This is a genomic window from Rhizobium sp. Leaf262, from assembly GCF_001422245.1.
Lineage (GTDB): Bacteria > Pseudomonadota > Alphaproteobacteria > Rhizobiales > Rhizobiaceae > Agrobacterium.
In genome coordinates this window covers 155750-175069 of the sequence record NZ_LMMM01000006.1, presented here as the reverse complement: position 1 = coordinate 175069, position 19320 = coordinate 155750, and the positions used below count along the sequence as shown (strand labels likewise).

The following is a 19320-nucleotide window of genomic DNA, read 5'->3' as shown; positions in this document are numbered from 1 at the left end:
CATCATGGTCGCTAGCTCGACCTGAGCTTCGATGGCGTGACGCTGAAATACAGGCAGGAACGGCTTGGATCGCAACTGCTACAATCTCTTCGGGAGCCGACAGACGAGCTTGATCAGAAAGATGCCCGAGTGACCGTAACTGGCGACAGGAAACAACATCCATCGGACGGAAATTGAATGGACCCTGATAAATCCGAAAAAGCTGAGATCGATGATCCGTTGACGCAGGGGCAGAGCTGGAAAGAAGCCGGACGCTCCGTTGCCCTAGCCACCGTCATCGAGACTTGGGGCTCGGCACCACGACCTGTCGGAAGCCATCTTGTGATCGATTCATATGGTCATTTCGAGGGTTCCGTGTCCGGCGGATGCGTGGAGGGCGCCGTTATCATAGCCGCACTGGACGTCATCAAGGATGGAAAAGCACAAATGCTCGACTTCGGTGTGGCCGACGAAACGGCGTGGTCGGTCGGGTTGGCCTGTGGGGGACGTATTCGCGTTTACGTCGAAAGGCTGCACTGATGTATCTGGCAACATTAAAGGAATTGAACACGCTTCGCCGACAAAGAATCGCGGCTGCCGTGGTAACGGATTTGACGCGTGGCCAGAATGAGGTTGCCACAGCATCCTCTCCACCGACTGGCGCTCTTGGTGATGCCGTCGCGGCAGCGATGAAAGCTCGAAAATCGGCCACTGCAACAATCGACGGGTTGCCCTATTTTATCAACGTCTACATTCCTCCGACACGCCTCGTCATCATCGGAGCGGTCCACATCAGTCAGGCCCTCGTTCCGATGGCGAAGCTTGCGGGTTTCGATGCGCTCATCATCGATCCCCGCACGGCATTTGCCACCGCCGAACGTTTTGCACAGGCGGAACTCATTGCTGACTGGCCCGAAGACGTCTTACCGAAAAGGCCTTTGGACGTTCATACAGCGTTGGTCACGCTGACACACGATCCGAAAATCGATGACTTTGCATTGGCAGAGGCTCTGCGCAACGACTGCTTCTACGTCGGTGCGCTCGGCAGCCGTAAAACCCATCAGGCGCGGTTGGATCGACTGAAAACCTATGGGTTCGACGATGGCGTCCTCAGCCGCATCCACGGCCCGATAGGTCTGAATATCGGTTCCGTCACCCCTGCCGAAATCGCCGTCTCCATTCTGGCGGAAATTATTTCGATGGCGCGATCCGGCAACGACCTTTTGTTACATCGGAGTATGCGGTGATTGTAGAATTCCGCCTGCCGCCGCGATATCGTCGGGCGTATCGACATCGATCGCCGCCGCCGGTCCGATTTCCACATCGATGATGGGCAGCCCAGACTGTTTGATGAGATGGCGCGCGCCGATGTCGCCTTGCAAATGCGCGACATCGTTGGAGAGACTGCGTGGCAGGATAACAGGGTTTCCCGGCTTTCCATCGGCAGCGGCGCGGATGATGGCGACCTGACCCGCCTTTTCAAATGCGGCTATCAACGTGTTCAAATGATTGCTTGTGATGCCAGGCATATCGGCCAGCAGAACCAGAACGCCATCCGCGCTCTGTACCTTCGTCGACGAGAAACCTGCGATGAACGAACTTGCCATTCCCGATGCGTAATCCGGGTTGATTACCGTTTGCACGTCTAAATCAGAGAGCATCTCCTGCATCTCATCGTGCCTGTGGCCCAGGACGACGGTTACGGACACCGCACTGGTCGCAACTGCCATAAGGACCGTTTTGCGCAGCAGCGGCACTCCACCAAAATTGGCCAATAACTTATGAGCACCGGAATTCCCCATACGGCTCGACATCCCAGCTGCCAGTATCACAATAGCGACGGTCATCCGACAATCCTTTCTTCTTCAAAGCAGCACATCGAACCGTGGTCACACAAGTGTTCTATCATCATTCCATGACGGTGGCCTGTGTGGTTGTGCAATCCGATCAGGATTCATATTGTCGAAGATGGGCACAATTAAAATGCGTCCAATCCGGGAGGTAAGGCGTTACCGTTGATAATGACGATGATGCTGGTTGACAGAGGAGACACGAATGTCAGGCGACAAGACGGTGAAGGACTGGCAGGATCTTGCTGAAAAGGAACTGAAACAGTCACCCGAGAGCCTCGTCTGGCACACGCCTGAAGGCATCGATGTCAAACCGCTCTACACCGCCGAGGATGTGAAAGACATTTCGCATCTGGAAAGTCTGCCAGGATTCAAGCCATTCGTGCGTGGCCCCCGCGCCACCATGTATGCAGGTCGCCCCTGGACTATCCGTCAATATGCGGGATTTTCCACGGCGGAAGAATCCAACGCTTTCTACAAGCGCAATCTGGCCGCTGGGCAGAAAGGCCTGTCCGTTGCCTTCGACCTTGCCACGCATCGCGGTTATGACAGTGACCATGAACGGGTTGTGGGCGACGTGGGCAAAGCCGGCGTCGCGATCGACAGTGTTGAAGACATGAAAATTCTGTTCGACGGCATTCCGCTGAAGGACATGTCGGTCTCGATGACGATGAACGGCGCTGTCATTCCGATTCTCGCCAGCTTTATTGTTGCAGGCGAAGAGCAGGGATGCACGAAAGCCGAGCTTTCCGGCACGATTCAGAACGATATTCTCAAAGAATTTATGGTGCGAAACACCTACATATATCCCCCCGAACCTTCGATGCGCATCATTGCCGATATCATCGAATATACGGCCAAAGAGATGCCGCGCTTCAACTCCATCTCTATTTCCGGCTATCACATGCAGGAAGCGGGCGCCACGCTGGTGCAGGAGCTGGCATTCACGCTGGCTGACGGGCGCGAGTACGTCCGGGCGGCGCTAAAGAAGGGCCTCAACGTCGATGACTTTGCAGGTCGTCTGTCCTTCTTCTTCGCTATCGGCATGAATTTTTTCATGGAAGCCGCAAAGTTGCGCGCAGCGCGCCTGCTCTGGTCGCGCATCATGGAGGAATTCGAACCGCAAAAACCATCTTCCATGATGCTGAGAACCCATTGCCAGACATCCGGCGTGTCATTGCAGGAGCAAGACCCTTACAACAATGTCATCCGCACGGCCTATGAGGCTTTGTCTGCCGCGCTGGGCGGCACGCAATCCCTGCACACCAATGCACTGGACGAGGCCATGGCGCTGCCAACCGACTTCTCTGCCCGCATTGCCCGCAACACCCAGTTGATCCTTCAGCACGAAACCGGCGTGACGAAAGTGGTAGACCCCCTCGCCGGGTCCTACTACGTGGAAAGCCTGACCAATGAGCTTGCTGAAAGAGCCTGGGCATTGATTGAGGACGTAGAAGCGCTGGGCGGCATGACCAAAGCCGTCGATGACGGGTTGCCCAAGCGGTTAATCGAGGAAGCGGCCACTAAGCGGCAGGCAGCGGTGGATCGCGGCGAGGAAATCATTGTTGGCGTCAACAAGTTCCGCCTCGAGAACGAAGATCCCATCGACATTCTCGATATCGACAACAGTGCGGTTCGGTTATCCCAGATCAAGCGGCTGGAAACCGTGCGCCGCCAGCGTGACCCAAGGGCCGTCGAGGCTGCCTTGACAGCATTGACGCACGTTGCACAAAAGGGTGGCGGCAATCTTCTGGAAGCCGCTATCGAGGCCGCCCGCGCCCGCGCCACCGTCGGAGAAATCTCGGATGCAATGCGCAGCGTCTTTGGAGATCACGCCGCCGTGCCGGAGGTTGTCCATGACGTCTATGGTGCCGCTTACGAGGACGACCCAGAGTATGCGACTTTGTGCACACGGCTGGGAGAGCTGTCTACCACAGTCGGCAGTCGACCAAGGATGCTGATCGCCAAGCTTGGGCAGGACGGACATGATCGTGGTGCCAAGATCATCGCATCTGCCTTCGGAGATATCGGTTTCGACGTGATTGCGGGCCCTTTGTTTCAAACCCCTGGGGAAGCAGCTGATCTTGCCGTGGAAAACAACGTCCATGTCGTTGGAATGTCATCGCTCGCGGCAGGCCACAAAACCCTCGCCCCGCAGCTGGTTGAAGCACTGAAGGCGAAGGGTGCAGAGAACATCATTGTCATTGTCGGCGGTGTCGTGCCCCGACAGGACTATCAATATCTTCTCGATCATGGGGTTGCCGCCGTATTCGGCCCTGGGACCAACGTGCTGGAAGCCGCCCGTGCAGTCATCGATTTGATGCAGGGGCGGCTTCGCAACGCATGAACCTCGGCTCTGGCGGCCCTTAAAGGGTCGCCAACAACCGGTTACTGAGCATACCGGCGGATGCCTGCTGCATGGAGACCTTCTTTTCGATTGCCTCGATCACGGTATCGGTAAAATCGACTTTCGCAAGATCACGTATGTGCGCCAGACCGCCCGGCGAAAAGACGTTCACCTCCAGTATCTTGTCACCGACGATATCCAGGCCCACGAGGAACATCCCGTCTTCAACCAGTTTGGGGCGCATCATTTCCGCAAGCGCTATGACCTCGTCGGTCACCTCCACCGCCTCAGCCGTTCCGCTGGCATGAATGTTGGAGCGCAGATCTCCCTTGGCGGGAACCCGGCGCAGCGCGGCATAGTGACCGTCCCGCATCAACGGCTCTCCATTCATCATGAAAAACCGAATATCCCCGTCCTTTGCGGCTGGCAGATACGCCTGTGCAATCAGGTAGCCTTCGACGCTAACGGCCTCGAAAATCTGGTTCAGGTTCGTTTCCTTGCTTGACCCGATTTTGAAGACGTTCTTCCCGCCAGATCCCTGCAATGGTTTGACGATCACACCCTTTGGATGAGAGTCTGCAAAAGCTCGGATTTCTTCCACGTTGCGGGAAATCAGCGTGGTGGGCCGGACGATTTCAGGGAAGCTCTGAAAGTAAAGCTTGTTTTGAGCAAGCGCCAAACCTTCCGGATCGTTCAGCACCACAACTCCCCGCTGCTCCGCCAGACGTCCGAACAGAATGCCCGAATGCACGGCCCAAGGTCGTACCGTTTGATCGAGCGATGGATCGTTGCGCAGCATAAGGGCATCGATATCCTCGATATCGATGGTTTGCCGCTCCAGTTTCTTCTCCTGAAGAACCGCGTGAAAGTTTTCGACCTTTTTGTATTTCTGACGCGGCATGACCAAGCCGTGGACGACGAGAGAATCGTCCGGCCGAAGTGTGAAATCCCCTGGCGTCAGATAGATCACCTCATGGCCACGGTTCAGCGCAGCCATTGCCAGCAGCCCCGTTGCAAAGGTCGGTTGCTCGCCTTCGATTGAATTGACGAAAAATGCAAGGCGCATATGTCCCTCCCTTATAATGTTGCCATTTCTGCTATGGATAAACCGGATCGTATTTTTTCGAGACGTTCGCTTGCTATGGCTGACGTCAGGAAAGCGGGGCGTATGCCCGGCGGATGTAGGAGCCCGCGAAGCGCAAGTTCCTGCATGACGGGGAAATGAGCCGCGGAAATCTTGCCCATCCAGAATGGATCTAGTGCACCGCCTTTTCTCAGGTGGTCAAGAATTTCGTTGAGCCCACGAAGATAGATCGCGTCCTTGGACAGCCCACCACCGCGGTAGATTCTCAGCACCATGTTGAATGCACTGGCCTCTTCAAACGCATGGTCCTGGGTCATGATGCGAAATGTCTCGACAAAGCTCGCACCATCGAGCATGGCCGCACAACCCACCACGCGCGCTGCGATGAGACGCAGACGTTCTCGTGTCATCCCACCGGCAAGATGCTCGGCCATGACTGCCAGCCCTTCCTGAACGCCTTCATAGCCAGAGAGGCCGGTGCGGAAGAGCCGCAAGCCCTGCGCTGAACCATTGAAGTAGGTCAGGAGGTGCACGCCGATTTCGTGGTGAAGAAGCGCGTCGAGGCGACGGCGTTCCATGACCGTGTGGCGCGAAACCAGAAGCTTTTCTCCAGTAACCATCAAACCCGGCGGCAGATCATCGCGAATTTCCACCCTCGCCTTGAAGCCTGAATTTTCACTGTGATAGGCATCCACCATCTCGCGCGCATTCTTTGTGACCTCATAGCAATCCACCATCGCGATCTCGCCAGTATCGCCCGGCGGTGGACAGCGCTTGAGAACATCCAGCGCGAGCTTAAGCAGCGTAGACTCTACAGAGCCGTAAAGTGCCCTGCTGAAATCGGTGAACTGTCGCCGGTGAAGATGCGCCAGCATGGTAAGTTGCAGATCGATTTCCTGCTGCTTCTCACGATACAGGTGGTAGAGCACCGGATCTTCAAGGTGATCGAATGCCACGGAATAAAGTTTTCGCTTCTGCTCTTCGACATCCACGCCCAAGGGCCGATACAGAAAATGCGGCGGATATTCGAAGCCGCTCTTCTTGAAATCCGCAAACGTCTGCCGCGCGTTGATTGGCGTGACGGAAAGAAGAAAATCAAACGAGGAAGCGATATCATCTATCGAGCGATCCGCCCTTCGCACGGCGTCAACGAACGCCTTGCGACCAAGCGCCCGATGAGACGTGACACTCAAAGCCTCGGTCTTCTTTGCAAATGACGAAAAGGCTCGCAGGCCTGCATCGAAGAGATCGGCGATCATCGTCTCGCGCAGTCCTGGATAATCCGCGCCTGATTCCGGTTGACGATAAATGGGTGCAAACCGAACGCTGATGGCTGGAAAGCCGAGTCCTCCGAACTCCAGCCTGCGAACCGGATCCGCTTCGGCAGCCGGCTTGGTGATGTGTGGTGTTCGAAAACGAATTTCCGCATCGCAAATGGCTTTGATAAAAACGCGCTTGGCGTCCAGAGTGGCTGGCTCCAGCGTCGATGAAACGGCAACCTCGTAATGCGGCAGAAACGGGGAGTCATCGGCTAGAAGAATATCGTGCTCCAGTTCTCCGACATCGAGAACCACAAAGGTCCCGAAGCGCTTTTTCATTTCTGTACCGACCGCCTGCAGGATCGGCATCGCTTCAGTCACATTGGAGGCGATGAGATAAGAGGCATGTGCCGCCGCGATGTCCCGTGCGGCAAGGTCTTTGGTGCCATTCGTCAAATGCAGGCATATGAAGGGTAGCGGTCGATCGATATGCAGACGACCGTCAGCTCCAATTTCCTGTCGAACAGCTTTTCCGCTTTTGAGGCACTCGACTACTGTCTCGAGACGGTCATGAGGCGGAGCAAGGACCGCATTGGATGCGTTCATCCCCGCACCCTCAATCTTTCCTCCAGCAACGGCTCAAGGCTCGTCACAGCGGCTCGGATATCCCGAATTATTCTATCATCCGGCTTACCCGTCCATTCATCCATGAAAATCTTCTTGAACTCGATGGCGATCGCGCAGCCCGTGTTCGGAAAATGCTCATGGATGAAACGCGTCTGCTCTCCCTTACCTTGGAAAGCGACATTCTCCCGAACGTCGAGCTTCCGTCCGCCGATCTCTGCTTGACGAAAATGATCGACAACGAGATCGACGACATCCGCCCAGAGTGACCTCTCCATCGAGAATGTCCCGATATTGATGTCCGGCGCTTCGGCCTGAAGCGACGGCTCGGCATTCGCTCCATCGCGCCTGTGATTATAGCTATGGACATCGAGCACGACGAACGCACCGTGCCGCGCCTGGATTGCACCAAGCATCTGTTTTAACATCGCGTAGTAGTCGTCATGAAAAGATAGCGACTGGCCAAGAACGGTTTCATCAGGCGTCTCTTTCCACACACGAAGCCCCCAGGCCTGTTCGGGTGCCAGATAAACCGCATTTTCTCTTTCGCGGTTGAGATCGATCTCAAATCGGGAACGGTGAACGACGATGCGGTTGGTGAGGCCAGAGATCATATCCGCCGTAAAGGGGTCTTCTTCTCGCAGACGCTCGTCATCCGAAAGCGCCATCAGCGGCAGCACGTTGTCACGCGTTTCATGTCCCTCATGGATGGCTGTGCCCACAACGGAAGAAAACCCACAATCCAAAGACCAAAACCGCCGCCCTAATGCGACACCCGTCTCTCCACTCACACCCATCTTGCCCTCACATTCGATGTCAGGGAAACAGCGTGACGCGAAATTTTGTTCCTTGCTGATTCACACCCCTAGATAAGCGCCTGGCAAAGATTTCACAAAACCATCAAAAACTTGCTCACCGGCCACCACAACACACATTTAACCCTTGCACAGATTCACATTGCTAGCTAAGAGAACGCCCGCACGACCCTAAAAATCGTGCCCGCGGAGAGGTGGCAGAGTGGTCGAATGCACCGCACTCGAAATGCGGCATACCTGCAAGGGTATCGTGGGTTCGAATCCCACCCTCTCCGCCATAGCGAGCCCTTGGGTAGTAAGGGTTTTTCTTTAGTCTGAGCCACTTTTCATTCGATCGTAGTTTCGCTGATATTAGCTTGCGGCACAGTTCCGGCACATGTTTGCTGCGTGCAGCTTGCAGACTATCGCTAAAGTCGCGATAAAGGGTGGACTCAGCTGAAGTATTGAAGATGTATGATTCTGATTTAACTCTTCCCAGCCTAGCCCTGTGGTATCAAAGAGGCGTGACCCATCCGGTCAAATCCAAGCCTCCAATCGTTGAGCTTCACGTTAACCTTTGGCGACGTGTCGGGCGGAATGATGAGGAAATCAACTATCTGGACATAGGTGTCAGGGTTGTTGAGCAGCGTGATATTGGTGCGCTGAACTTATATGTTCCATTTCGACCAGACCAATGCACATTTGAAGATCTCGCACATCTACTGCGGCGAAACGAAATAGCAAGCGCTGTGTTCAATGAGCTTTTGGAGGTTGAGCCGGCTGAGGATGGAGCCGAAACCTTCTTTATAACCCAGCGGGGCTCTCATATGTTGAGCGTTCATGAAATCGACAGCGGTCGCGATATCGAATTTGTTACGGAATTCCCAGATCAAGCGCCACCAGGGTTCGTTATAAAGATTCTCCCTGAGTTCTGTGCGAAGTTTCAATCTCCCGGGGAGCATTACATCCGATTTAGATTATCCCTAAAAAGAGGGGCCGCAGAAATATTCAGCTCTGATGTTAGTAATGAAGATGGTTGGATACTAAGCTCGACAGCAACTAGCGAGATTACCGAAATAAGAGTTAATGAAGTTAGGAGCATACCGGAATCCGTCCTTCGTCTGGCCAAGATGCACAATTGGCTTGCTCCTCAATTGTGCGCCATTCATTACTTCTTGGTTCGAGACATAAGCTTCGATCTTATAGCGTCGCATTCGAACTTCCGAAAAATTAGAAGAATGGAGCCCGTTTGGGACACTTACTTAGGGCCAAAATTCCCGCCTGGCTCTGCTCGAAACATGCTAATCTATCACTGGCGCAAGGTGGCCGAGTCCGGGGATCTCGGTGACTTTGTAACCCTGGCTAAATTCCGGCGATCAAAAACCAATCTGGCATTTTACATCGTCCTCGTCATCGCATTGGGCAGTTTGGGAAGCGGCCTTCATGCTACGGCATCTCAAGTTTTAAAGCGTGATAATTGGAAGGGCAGTTGGGTTGAGTGGCTTTTGCTGCCCTCTGGGTGGGAGGTGTTCGTTGCCACTGTTCTCCTGGGCTTGTTGGCCTGGTGGCTTTCACATGTCGCAAAAAAGCGCCCATAACCATTTATAATCCATTTCATGCGTCTATGTCAGATTGACGATCAGTGTATAGTCGCGACTCGTATCTTGGGAGACTTTATGCAATTAGCTCATTTCACATCCGCGCGCACGACCGCAGCCCAGGTGGATTCTGAGTGGATCCGTGACTTCGTTTCAAACTTTGCCGTCTACTATCCAGATATCGATAGATGGTTCACGTCAAAGGTTCAGCCGGGCCTCACGAGCGGATCGCGCAAGATCCTTATAGATGTTGCCAACGGGAAACTGAACGCCCTTTCCATCCTTAAGAAGAGCGATTCTGAAAGGAAGATTTGCACATTTTGGGTAGCCCCTGCCGCACGAGGATGTGGTGTTGGTCGACGCCTGCTGACGAACTCTATAGCCTGGCTCGAATGTGCTACTCCTCTTCTGACGGTTCCAGAAGAAGAGATTCAGGGCTTCAGTGCACTGCTTTCGAATGCAAGGTTCCGACTTACCCAGAGTATACCTGGTGCTTATCGACCCGGGTCAATTGAGTATGTATTCAATGGGTCAATTGCTGCTCGGGATAATTCCGTATTGCAGTAAAGCCTCTTCCAACAAAATTGGATTTGACGAGGGGATTATCGCAAATTGGCACTTGAGAGACTCCGCAACTTCTCTCATGTGCACCAATTCAATATCCTGGAGCTCAGCTAACTGAGCCGTGCAACTATCGTTGAGCCCTGCCCTGGTAGCTAACACAGACGGATCGGTCTGGAGGAATATGAGTGCGTGGATAGGCAGACCGGCGAAGAATTTTAGCGGAAGATAAAATAGTCCTTCTGAGCACGGGATTACCGTGTGGCCGTCCCAGATTGTTGCTGATCCAAACGACCCTCGATTCAGCCATTTGCGCAACACTACTTGATTTTCATCAAGCTCTTCAAAAGTCAGGTTGTGCGTCGGCCGACCGCAAACCTTGAGGATTGAGCTCGCTCTCAAAAGAGTAAACCCGGAATTTCTCTCAATAAATCGTTGGAGAGCTGTAGTTTTACCAGTTCCCGACGGGCCGCTCACGAAGATCATCGCTTTTCCAAAATTTTTGACAGATCGTGACACCATCGCCAAGACTGCGGTGGGGTAAATCTATATTCTGTCTTGAGTTCGATGCGCGAAAGCGCTGGTAAGTTAACTTCCAAGACCTTCAGCTTTATGGCGTTAGCGAAACTGCACCCCGCGAAATAGCTATCGAATTCCGCTTTAGTGCATCCAGTTTGCTCGCCTATGCAGTTCCAAAGCGCTTTACTTTCCATCGTGATGATTTCTTCAATTTGGCACGCGCAGACAAGCCTACAAACAGGTGAGGTAGCATAAATCAAAGCCACGTCCCCCGCAGCATGTTGGGGAGGAGGTCTACGACGCAGCTCGTAGAGCTTTTGCTTCTCAGCGATCATAGTGGCCCACCTAGGCTTAATGCTGAACATCAACATACGCGAATTTACCCTGTCCGAACCTTCTGGCATCAAATTACCCTTAGAGTGAAGGGCGCGAAAAAACCACTTGTTTTGTATTCACCAATAACCCTTGGCTCCTTCTTCCGGGCATCCTACGCATGACCTTCAACACCGTTTGGAGACAACATGGCAACGATCCGGAAACTCAGAGGACGCTGGCAAGCACAGGTTCGTCGTCGTGGCATGAAGCCCCGGTGCAAATCCTTCGATACGAAGATCGAAGCCGAAAAGTGGGCGCGTGATCTAGAAGCGCAGGTCGACCGGTTCGGTGCTGCGCCGGACACCAAGATACTGGAGAGCACAACGCTCGGCGCACTACTCGAGCGATACCAACAAGAAGTCTCGCCTCTCAAACGCGGCTCCGTCCAAGAGATGCAGCGGATCGATGTGCTTCGCCGCCATGATCTCGCTTACCGGACGATGATAGGTCTGAGCCAGCAGGATATCGCGTCATTTCGTGACGAGCGCCTTCAGACCGTAGCTCCATCTACCACTGTCCGGGAGCTCGCGATCCTAAGCCATGTGCTTGAAGTCGCGATGCGTGACTGGGGCCTGCCTCTGTAAAAGAACGTCGTGAAGCTGGTGCGTCGTCCGGTAATACGCAATGAGCGCAGCAGACGGCTAACGGGCACCGAAGAGCAACGTCTGTTAGACGCATGCGACGCTGGAAAAACACCATTTCTTCGCACGCTGCTGATTTTGGCAATCGAGACCGGGATGCGCCGTGGAGAGCTTCTTGGATTGAAGTGGACGGATTTCTCACACAATCGTCGGGTGCTGTCGCTTGCTCTCACCAAGAATGGTTCTGGTCGTGACGTGCCGCTTTCACAACGCGCATTCGAAGCGCTGATAGCTTGGGGACAGCATCCTGACATAGATCCATCTACCATCTTTCCAATGCGTGCCGGGACGCTAGAACAGGCGTGGAGAAGGATTCTGGCACGCTCGGGCGTGACTGCTTTGCGCTTTCACGATCTGCGCCACGAGGGCGTTAGCCGGCTATTCGAACGTGGTCTGAACGTGATTGAGGTCAGCGCCGTCTCCGGTCACAAAGAGCTGCGTATGTTGAAACGCTACACGCATCTCGCTGCTGATGATCTGGTCGCCCGCCTAGGATAGATCAATCTACTGTTTAATGTTGCATTGTATGTCCGGGCGCATGTCACCCGGACAGCAAGCGAAGTCCTAGAGAAAGTCGTTTCGCGTGAAGGGGATGCCTTGGGTTGCCACCACGGTTTTTATTCTCAAGCCACCTCTCCTTTTATGTGGCTGAAGTTTACGTTATGACAACTTAGAGGCCTTCTGCAAGGGGAGAACCGTCACGGGCTGGCACCAATGGTGGCGACAATAACTGTCGTTCTTCTTATGCAAAATAAGATGATCGTTAGCGCTATCTTTCCACTAAGTTGACGCGGAAATCCGGATTTCTTAGTTTTCCAGCCGATTGTGATGCTTTTACTCGTCAAAACTATTGGGCTTTGCACAGGAACGGTTTTTTCATGATCGCTGGCGCGAGGAAAAGTTTTCGCTGACCACCTGTAACTTTTTTCAATTGCCGCCGACGATTTCGCTATATGGGTTTTCAGAGCAGCCGGCCGCTCATCCTCACATCAAAATCTAAACAGCCGCCATCATTGGCGGAAAGGATGACCCATGCCTGAAACATCAAAATCCCCAGAACAGATCCGAGTCGAATCTCTCATCAAAACTATCCAGGAGCACCCCACTGAAGTCCTCGAAGCCGAGCGACCTCTGACTGCCATCAAGTGGTTTGATTACCGGTTCATGTCACCAAAGGAAGCCAACCGGCTTTTCATGAAAACCTATCAGAACATCTACCGTAGGAAATTTGCGAAGGAGGTTGATGTCGAGCGCGCTAAAAAAGTGAGCGGCGTCCACGTTCTCACTATGAAAGATGATGCCCGCGAAAGAAGCCAACTGGTCGCGGCTCGCCAACGCGCAGATGAACTTGGCATTTCTTATCCTGTCTACATTGAGGCGGCTTTCGATTTCGCACTCAAACGAAGTGACAAGCGGAAGACCTTCCCGCGTCCGAACCAGTTGCATGGTAATGATAAATCCACTCCATGGCTGACAGCGTTTATCGTTGCACGATGGAAGGAACAGTTGCCCAGCACTCTCGCTTCCGTCGACCATCCATCCTACCTTCTCGAAAACTATCGGGAAATTCCTGCACAAGACGACTTCAGGCGCTTCGTTCTGAACTATGTGAAGGAGGTGAATATGCCGCTTCACAGTGCAATTCGGACATTCACGTATGAAAGACAGCAGGTGCCTGCCGAGTTGTTTAAATCTATAACCACTGAAAGAACATTCAAGCGGGCGATGGAGATTGTCGAAAGCGACCTGAATCATATTCCCGTCGATGCGACTGTTCCTGTTCACCCGATTTCAACGCACCGCTGGCCAACATGTTTCGGGATGCACTACACACTCGATCCATCTTCATCAGAGTGTGCGTCATGCCCGCAGATGGAAGGATGTAAAATGTTGGGCGAGCTGATTCTGGAAAAAGCTTCTGCACAAGCTGGAGTGGCTGATCCCGCCGGGGATTACAAACGACGCAATGATCGGGAGCGGCAGCAGCGGTGCAGAGCCAACAAACGAAATAAAAACGATAAGCCCGGGTTCTCTACGCTCCCTCACCCTCCGGAACAGATTTTCCCGAACCGGGAATGTTTGTAAGAAAACAGAGCTGTCACGCTGCCAAATATTATTATTATTCTTTTTAAGATAATAAGTAAGAGAACTGGCAGCGTGACATTCGAAAACTGAAAACACATTCCGGGATGGAAAAACGAAATTCAAGCGAAGTGAAATCAAACCGCCTCCGGAAATCAGAGCCAATGTTTTCAATAATTTGCCCGCATCTTATACAGACTCCCCTGTGAGCGTTTATCCGACAAGACACAATTGATCATTCGGAGCGACCAAGCCAGCCAGCGACCATCTCTGAGTCAAAGAGAGCCGTCCAGACACTGAGCGTCGACTTTGAGCGTTCGAAGCAATGTGCGGGGATGGATGCCGTGCTTTTTAGCGATGGCTTCGACGGTAGCGGAGCCGCTGGCAAGAGCCTGTCGTGCATCCTGGCGCTGAGCACCGGTCATTGCAGGACGGCGACCAATCTGGCTACCGCGTGACCGAGCGGCAGCCATTCCGGCCTTCGTTCTTTCGCTGATCAGCGATCTCTCAAATTCCGCCATGCTCGCAAGAACATGCAGGAGAAGCCGACCCCCGGGTGTGCTCGTGTCCAAGCTCTCGCTCAACGACCGGAACTCGACACCGCGTTCATTGAGATTGCGGATGAGTTTCAACAGTTCGAAGAGCGACCGCCCTAAACGGTCGAGGCGCCAGACGACGATGGTATCTCCGCGACGGAGCTTTCGAAGCAAGCGTGTCAGACCGGGTCTCGTGAAATCAGCGCCGGAATATCCTTCGCCGGTAAGGACATCGGTGCATCCCGCCGCAGTCAGCGCCGACATTTGCAAATCGAGGCTCTGCTCTAAAGTGCTGACGCGGGCATATCCAAAAGTGCTCATCTCGATCTGTCGCCTGAATTTACTGGTGCATTAATCCACGCATCTTACGCACCAAGCCATTGATTAAAAGGAACCTTTTTGTGCAGCGTGGCTTTTCTGTTGACCGAATAAGCGGCTCCGAAGGATTCCAGCACGTTAACTTAGCACGCCACATCGTCGGTTCGTTATGACGGAACCCTTCCCTTTCGTGCGGTTCTTCAAGACGAAATTCACCGGGGGGCTCTATGCGGCTTTGGATACATTTTTACACCATCAAGAAGGACAAAAGCCTATTGCGACCGGTAATGATCGCTAGCCTCATGATGAGCAGCGCGCAAGCAATTGCCGGTCCATTGGACACGGCTTATGCTAACGCGATGGTGCCATACGTTGTCTTGAAGCGTGGGACGGTAGAGTGCGGGAAACCCGCCGGTGAGCATCTTGCCTATAAGGCTCGCCTTCTCAACATTCTTGGTCGCATCCCCAACATCGATCTTTTTGCTGCTGACCGAGAGATTGAGCGCGCTTTCGAACGTGAGGCGCCGAGATCAGGTTACTCAGAGTGTTCAGAAGCGCTTTTGGAACTATACAAAAATATGTCGGGCAAAAGTGCAGAAATGGCGCTTCAACACCTCTCCGAAACAGTGCGGGATCTCTGATGGAAATCAACAACGATCTGGCAGCCTTCAGACGGGCGTTTCCGTCAAGATTGGAATGCTAAGCAGTTGTCTATTGGCCAAATCACCTATGACCTTTCAGTGATAGAGACTCACTGGCGCGCGGCATATCCAGAGCGACAAGGCGACGTCCAGCTGCACCAAGCCAGCCAGCAAGCTTCCCTGAGTCAAAGAGCGCTACGCCAAAGCCAACTTGTTCTTCTCAAGCGCTTCCCGCGCCCATCCTGCCCATTGATCGTGGGGTGGCAGCCAAAACCAACCGCCTATATCGTCGCCCACGACATCAGCTTCTCCAGTTGCGGCGCATCCCGCAGTGAGTAAGCAGATCCATGCAGCCCGCTTTTCGTGGTCGCGCTCGCCAAGAACTGCGGTCACCAGCTGAGGATTATGCCAGCCTATCTTTTGAAACAGGTCTAAAAGAACGCCGCTATCGACGGCATGATCATACAGCCAATCGAATTTCTTGCGTCTACCTGCCTTCGGCAGGGCAAACCGTGCCTCTGGCAGCAGAACCCCCAAAAAGGCGTTTGGAAATGCTTCAATCATGAGGGTGTCCTGCCGGATCGCCCTCGATGCGCCTGCAATGTGTTCTGCCAGATGGAGCACTTGATTTGCAGTTTCCGCAGCAGCTCGACGCAGATCCTTGCCGTAACCATGATTGCTCAGGCCCGGCTTACATCGAGTCTGGAATGCGCCGCGAATGAACAGGCGTTCGCACAATCGGTCTAAGCTGTCATCGGAACCGACAGGGACGAGCGGCCCGTCGATGGCTATCACCGAGAATTTCGTAGACGTTGGGATGTGCTGACTACGACGTTCCCAGTCCGCGTGGGTCTTGGCTGCTCCAAACTCGCCGTTCTTGCTCCAAGCGATACCAGTGGTCGGCCTGGATTTCGAGAAGCCCACATCGATGCCGAGAAGCGCTGTATTGTTCGGGTCGATCATATGTCGTGGCCTTTTCTGAGCAAGTTCCGCCGGGTCGAACGAGTTCGCGGACCTTTCTATGTGAAGACGCGAAATGCACTGGCAGATCTCTTTAGGACCTTATAGCCCAGCCGACAGCTTCACTGAAACGTTTCTTCATGGCTGCATAGTCGTCAGCAACTAGAAACTCTTTAGTGCTTGAAACAGTGCCAAGCCCAGATAAAGTGCTTGTATAGGCTCATCGATTTAATCCTAATAGGCGAATGTATAGCGAGAATCGATCTGGAGTTACTCACCGTATGACAAGTGACGCGCCCATGTATCAACCCATTCAAGGGCACTTTTTCGCTCACTCTCTCCTGCTGGAGAGCCTGGACGAGGATTCATTCACTCGTTCCTTGAGCGCTGCCCGGGTGGATATGAACCCCCACCAGGTTGAAGCGTCGCTGTTCGCCCTCAAGTCTCCGCTCAACAAAGGCGTGCTGCTCGCCGACGAAGTCGGATTGGGAAAGACCATCGAAGCCGGCCTTGTCATGGCGCAGAAGTGGGCCGAGCAGAAACGCAAGATTCTGCTGATCGTGCCAGCGTCCCTCCGCAAGCAGTGGGAGCAGGAGCTCATTGAGAAGTTCGGCCTGAAAAGCACGATCATGGAAGCGGGCAAACACCGCGAGATGAAAAAAGCTGGTATTCGTGATCCCTTCGACAAGGCCAGCGGCGTGGTCATTTCGTCCTACGAGTTCGCTGCCCGACAGAAGGATGAGCTGCAACGGACGAAGTGGGATCTGGTTGTCTTCGATGAGGCTCATCGCCTCCGGAACGTTTACAAGAAGAACGGGTCGCAAAGAGCGAAGGATCTAAGACGTGCTCTCGCCGACCCGATCAAGGTGCTCCTCACGGCGACTCCACTACAGAACTCGCTGCTCGAGCTATTCGGGATCGTCTCGATAATCGACGAAACCCATTTTGGCGGAGAGGCCGCGTTCAAACGGCAATACATGGGTGCAGGCGCGAGCCGTGCGTCCGCGGAAGCCTTAAAAGACAGACTTAAGCCGATTTGCCATCGCACCCTCCGTCGCCAAGTCCAGGAAGCGGGCCATATTAACTTCACCAAGCGTAATGCGACCGTCTTTAACTTCGATCCACCAGACATCGAAGTGAAACTCTACGATTCAATTTCGAGCTTTCTGCAACGCAAAGGGACCGTTTCCTATGGTGACAGGGCGAACCAGCTTGTCATCCTTCAGATCCGCAAGATTCTCGGTTCTTCGACCTATGCCGTCATCAAGTATCTTGAGACTCTGATAGATCGCCTGGAGACGAAGCAAACGACCATCGACACGTCCATCACTGATGATATTGAGCTAATTGATGAGCTTGCCGAGGAAATGGCTGATCAAATAGATGAGGAAGCGCTCTCTGGCGAACCCGTCGATCCCAAGAAGCTGGCAGCTGAGATCCAAGAGTTGCGCGGTTTTCTGGCCCTGGCGCGATCGATTGGCGCAAATGCGAAGGGGGAGAAACTGGTTGACCGCCTACCGGACGTGCTGGATGCTATCGAAAGTAAGGGCGGTGCGCGTAAAGCAGTGATCTTCACAGAAAGCGTGCGGACACAGACCTATCTCTCAGAGCTCCTCTCCAGTCGAGGCTATGCCGGCGAGATCGTTCTGCTAAATGGTTCCAACAACGATCCCTCGAGTCAGCATATCTACAAGGAATGGAAAGAGCGACACGCTGGCAGTGACCGTGTCTCCGGCTCCAAGACGGCCGATATGAAGGCGGCGGTCGTCGAAGCATTTAAGAGGGACGACAAAACAATCCTGATAGCGACAGAAAGCGGTGCAGAGGGTATCAACCTTCAGTTCTGCTCCCTCGTAATCAATTTCGATCTTCCCTGGAACCCGCAGCGTGTTGAACAACGCATCGGTCGTTGTCACCGATATGGTCAAAAGATCGACGTGACAGTCGTCAATATGTTGAACCTTAAGAACCACGCCGAGAAGCGCATTCACGAATTACTGGCACTGAAGTTCAAGCTTTTCGAAGGGGTGTTCGGCTCAAGCGACGAGGTTCTCGGCTCGATCGAGCGTGGTGTCGACTTCGAGAAGCGCGTTTTAGACATCATTCAGAGGTCTCGCTCACCCGAAGAAATAGAGGCGAGCTTTGATGCCCTCAAGGAAGAGTTGCAGGACACGATCTCCGCTGAAGTTGAGGCTGCCCGGGCCAAGGTTCTGGAGCAGTTCGACACCGACGTCGTCTCCCGCCTGAACACCCGTAAAGCTAACCTTGCACATGCCCTAAACGACTTCTCTCGTCGTCTCCTGATACTGGCCCGCGCCGAGTTTCCGGATGCAGAGTTTGACGTTGAAGGATCCCATGCCTTCCGGCAGGGAGAACATGTCTACACGCCTCATTGGCAGGAGGCCGCAGAGAAGGACTGGCAATTCTTTCGGCTCACCGATGAGAACCTTGCCCTGGAGACAGCCAAACGGGCCTCGGAGCGCGATTACGGCACCGAGGCAAGCTCCTTGCGTTTCACCCCAGCGGCATTTCCATTTGATGGACAGCTCGCGGATGTCGCTGCTTTGCGGGGCAAGAGCGGCTTCCTGCGCGTTGCAAAGGCCGCCGTCCGGACCGAGCACAAGGTCAGAGAAGATCTACTTATATCCTGCATTACCAATGACGGATTGCAAGTTTCGACCGAGACCGCAAAGCGGTTGCTGATGGCTCCTGCGATCAACGATGGCGTCGTGGGGATGCCGAGTAGCCTCGATCTACTGGACAAGATCGAGGAGCAGCTCTTCTCCAGTTTCGCCGATACGGTGAAGAAGCAGAACTTCCAGTGGCTCGAGGAGGAAGAACAGCGCTTGGACAACTATGCACGAGATATAGAAGTCGAAATCGATGCCCAGATTGACGAGCTTGAGGACAACGCCAAGCAGCTTCGTCGCGATCGCCGGTCACCTGACATTTCGATGGAGGAAAAGCTGTCGCTCGGTCGCAAGATCAAGACCCTCGAGGGCGAGATTGACGATCTAAAGTTCTCTAAACATGAACGTCGCAAGCAAATCCGTAAGCAGGTCAATGACATGCTGGACGAGTTCGCAGCGGCCCTCGACCGAAGGCCGGAGTTAAAGCCTTTATTCTTAATACGCTGGTCCGTCGAGTAAGCG

Annotated in this window: 15 protein-coding genes, 1 tRNA gene and 1 pseudogene; 9 read left to right on the top strand and 8 right to left on the bottom strand. The window is 53.7% G+C overall.

Annotated elements, in window-relative coordinates; translation table 11 throughout:
- The first annotated feature begins 177 nt into the window (after positions 1-177).
- Positions 178-519, top strand: coding sequence for an XdhC family protein (locus ASF29_RS08840; protein WP_062450312.1), 342 nt, complete (start codon positions 178-180; stop codon positions 517-519).
- Complete coding sequence (locus ASF29_RS08835) at positions 519-1226, top strand: XdhC family protein (RefSeq protein WP_062450311.1); 708 nt, start codon at positions 519-521, stop codon at positions 1224-1226. Before ASF29_RS08840 ends, ASF29_RS08835 begins: the two co-directional genes overlap by 1 nt.
- On the opposite strand, the gene ASF29_RS08830 is transcribed toward ASF29_RS08835, so the two are convergent.
- Positions 1206-1826: a nucleotidyltransferase family protein gene (locus tag ASF29_RS08830; protein WP_062450310.1), complete on the bottom strand. Its 621-nt coding sequence runs from the start codon at positions 1824-1826 to the stop codon at positions 1206-1208. The genes ASF29_RS08835 and ASF29_RS08830 overlap by 21 nt on opposite strands.
- Before the next feature lie 208 nt (positions 1827-2034).
- On the opposite strand from ASF29_RS08830, the gene scpA reads away from it, so the two are divergent.
- Positions 2035-4176 carry a methylmalonyl-CoA mutase gene (gene scpA, locus ASF29_RS08825; RefSeq protein ID WP_062450309.1) on the top strand — a complete coding sequence of 714 codons (2142 nt, stop codon included), beginning with the start codon at positions 2035-2037 and terminating at the stop codon, positions 4174-4176.
- 19 nt (positions 4177-4195) lie between these two features.
- On the opposite strand, the gene ASF29_RS08820 is transcribed toward scpA, so the two are convergent.
- Genes ASF29_RS08820 through ASF29_RS08810 form a run of 3 tightly spaced genes read right to left on the bottom strand, consistent with a single transcriptional unit; the run spans position 4196 to position 7940 of the window.
- Positions 4196-5242, bottom strand: a complete 1047-nt coding sequence (locus ASF29_RS08820) for a glutathione synthase (protein ID WP_062450308.1) — start codon at positions 5240-5242, stop codon at positions 4196-4198.
- Between the two features lie 11 nt (positions 5243-5253).
- Positions 5254-7125, bottom strand: coding sequence for a flavohemoglobin expression-modulating QEGLA motif protein (locus ASF29_RS08815; protein ID WP_062450307.1), 1872 nt, complete (start codon positions 7123-7125; stop codon positions 5254-5256).
- Positions 7122-7940, bottom strand: coding sequence for an N-formylglutamate amidohydrolase (locus ASF29_RS08810; protein WP_062450306.1), 819 nt, complete (start codon positions 7938-7940; stop codon positions 7122-7124). The genes ASF29_RS08815 and ASF29_RS08810 overlap by 4 nt, the downstream gene beginning before the upstream one ends.
- A gap of 206 nt (positions 7941-8146) precedes the next feature.
- Here ASF29_RS08810 and ASF29_RS08805 point away from each other — a divergent pair.
- Together ASF29_RS08805 and ASF29_RS08800 are read left to right on the top strand one after the other, a co-directional pair.
- Positions 8147-8236, top strand: a tRNA-Ser gene (locus ASF29_RS08805).
- Positions 8237-8407: 171 nt separating this feature from the next.
- Entirely contained in the window at positions 8408-9535 is a 1128-nt protein-coding gene (locus ASF29_RS08800; protein ID WP_062450305.1) for a hypothetical protein, read from the top strand.
- Between the two features lie 531 nt (positions 9536-10066).
- On the opposite strand, the gene ASF29_RS08795 is transcribed toward ASF29_RS08800, so the two are convergent.
- Both ASF29_RS08795 and ASF29_RS08790 read right to left on the bottom strand, forming a co-directional pair.
- Positions 10067-10582 carry a hypothetical protein gene (locus tag ASF29_RS08795; protein ID WP_062450304.1) on the bottom strand — a complete coding sequence of 172 codons (516 nt, stop codon included), beginning with the start codon at positions 10580-10582 and terminating at the stop codon, positions 10067-10069.
- Positions 10579-10950, bottom strand: coding sequence for a hypothetical protein (locus ASF29_RS08790; protein WP_162237886.1), 372 nt, complete (start codon positions 10948-10950; stop codon positions 10579-10581). Before ASF29_RS08790 ends, ASF29_RS08795 begins: the two co-directional genes overlap by 4 nt.
- A gap of 186 nt (positions 10951-11136) precedes the next feature.
- On the opposite strand from ASF29_RS08790, the pseudogene ASF29_RS08785 reads away from it, so the two are divergent.
- Positions 11137-12129, top strand: a pseudogene (locus tag ASF29_RS08785) (site-specific integrase).
- A 534-nt stretch (positions 12130-12663) separates the two neighbouring features.
- Positions 12664-13716 (top strand): hypothetical protein, encoded by a 1053-nt coding sequence (locus ASF29_RS08780; protein WP_062450302.1) that lies wholly within the window; start codon positions 12664-12666, stop codon positions 13714-13716.
- A gap of 272 nt (positions 13717-13988) precedes the next feature.
- Here ASF29_RS08780 and ASF29_RS08775 read toward each other — a convergent pair whose 3' ends face one another.
- On the bottom strand, positions 13989-14570 hold the full coding sequence (locus ASF29_RS08775) for a recombinase family protein (RefSeq protein ID WP_062450301.1): 582 nt from the start codon (positions 14568-14570) through the stop codon (positions 13989-13991).
- Between the two features lie 224 nt (positions 14571-14794).
- Here ASF29_RS08775 and ASF29_RS08770 point away from each other — a divergent pair, with 224 nt between their 5' ends.
- Positions 14795-15208, top strand: coding sequence for a hypothetical protein (locus ASF29_RS08770; protein ID WP_062450300.1), 414 nt, complete (start codon positions 14795-14797; stop codon positions 15206-15208).
- A gap of 195 nt (positions 15209-15403) precedes the next feature.
- On the opposite strand, the gene ASF29_RS08765 is transcribed toward ASF29_RS08770, so the two are convergent.
- Positions 15404-16171, bottom strand: a complete 768-nt coding sequence (locus tag ASF29_RS08765) for a DUF429 domain-containing protein (protein WP_062450299.1) — start codon at positions 16169-16171, stop codon at positions 15404-15406.
- A gap of 296 nt (positions 16172-16467) precedes the next feature.
- Here ASF29_RS08765 and ASF29_RS08760 point away from each other — a divergent pair, with 296 nt between their 5' ends.
- Entirely contained in the window at positions 16468-19317 is a 2850-nt protein-coding gene (locus ASF29_RS08760; protein WP_156462579.1) for an SNF2-related protein, read from the top strand.
- Positions 19318-19320: the final 3 nt, after the last annotated feature.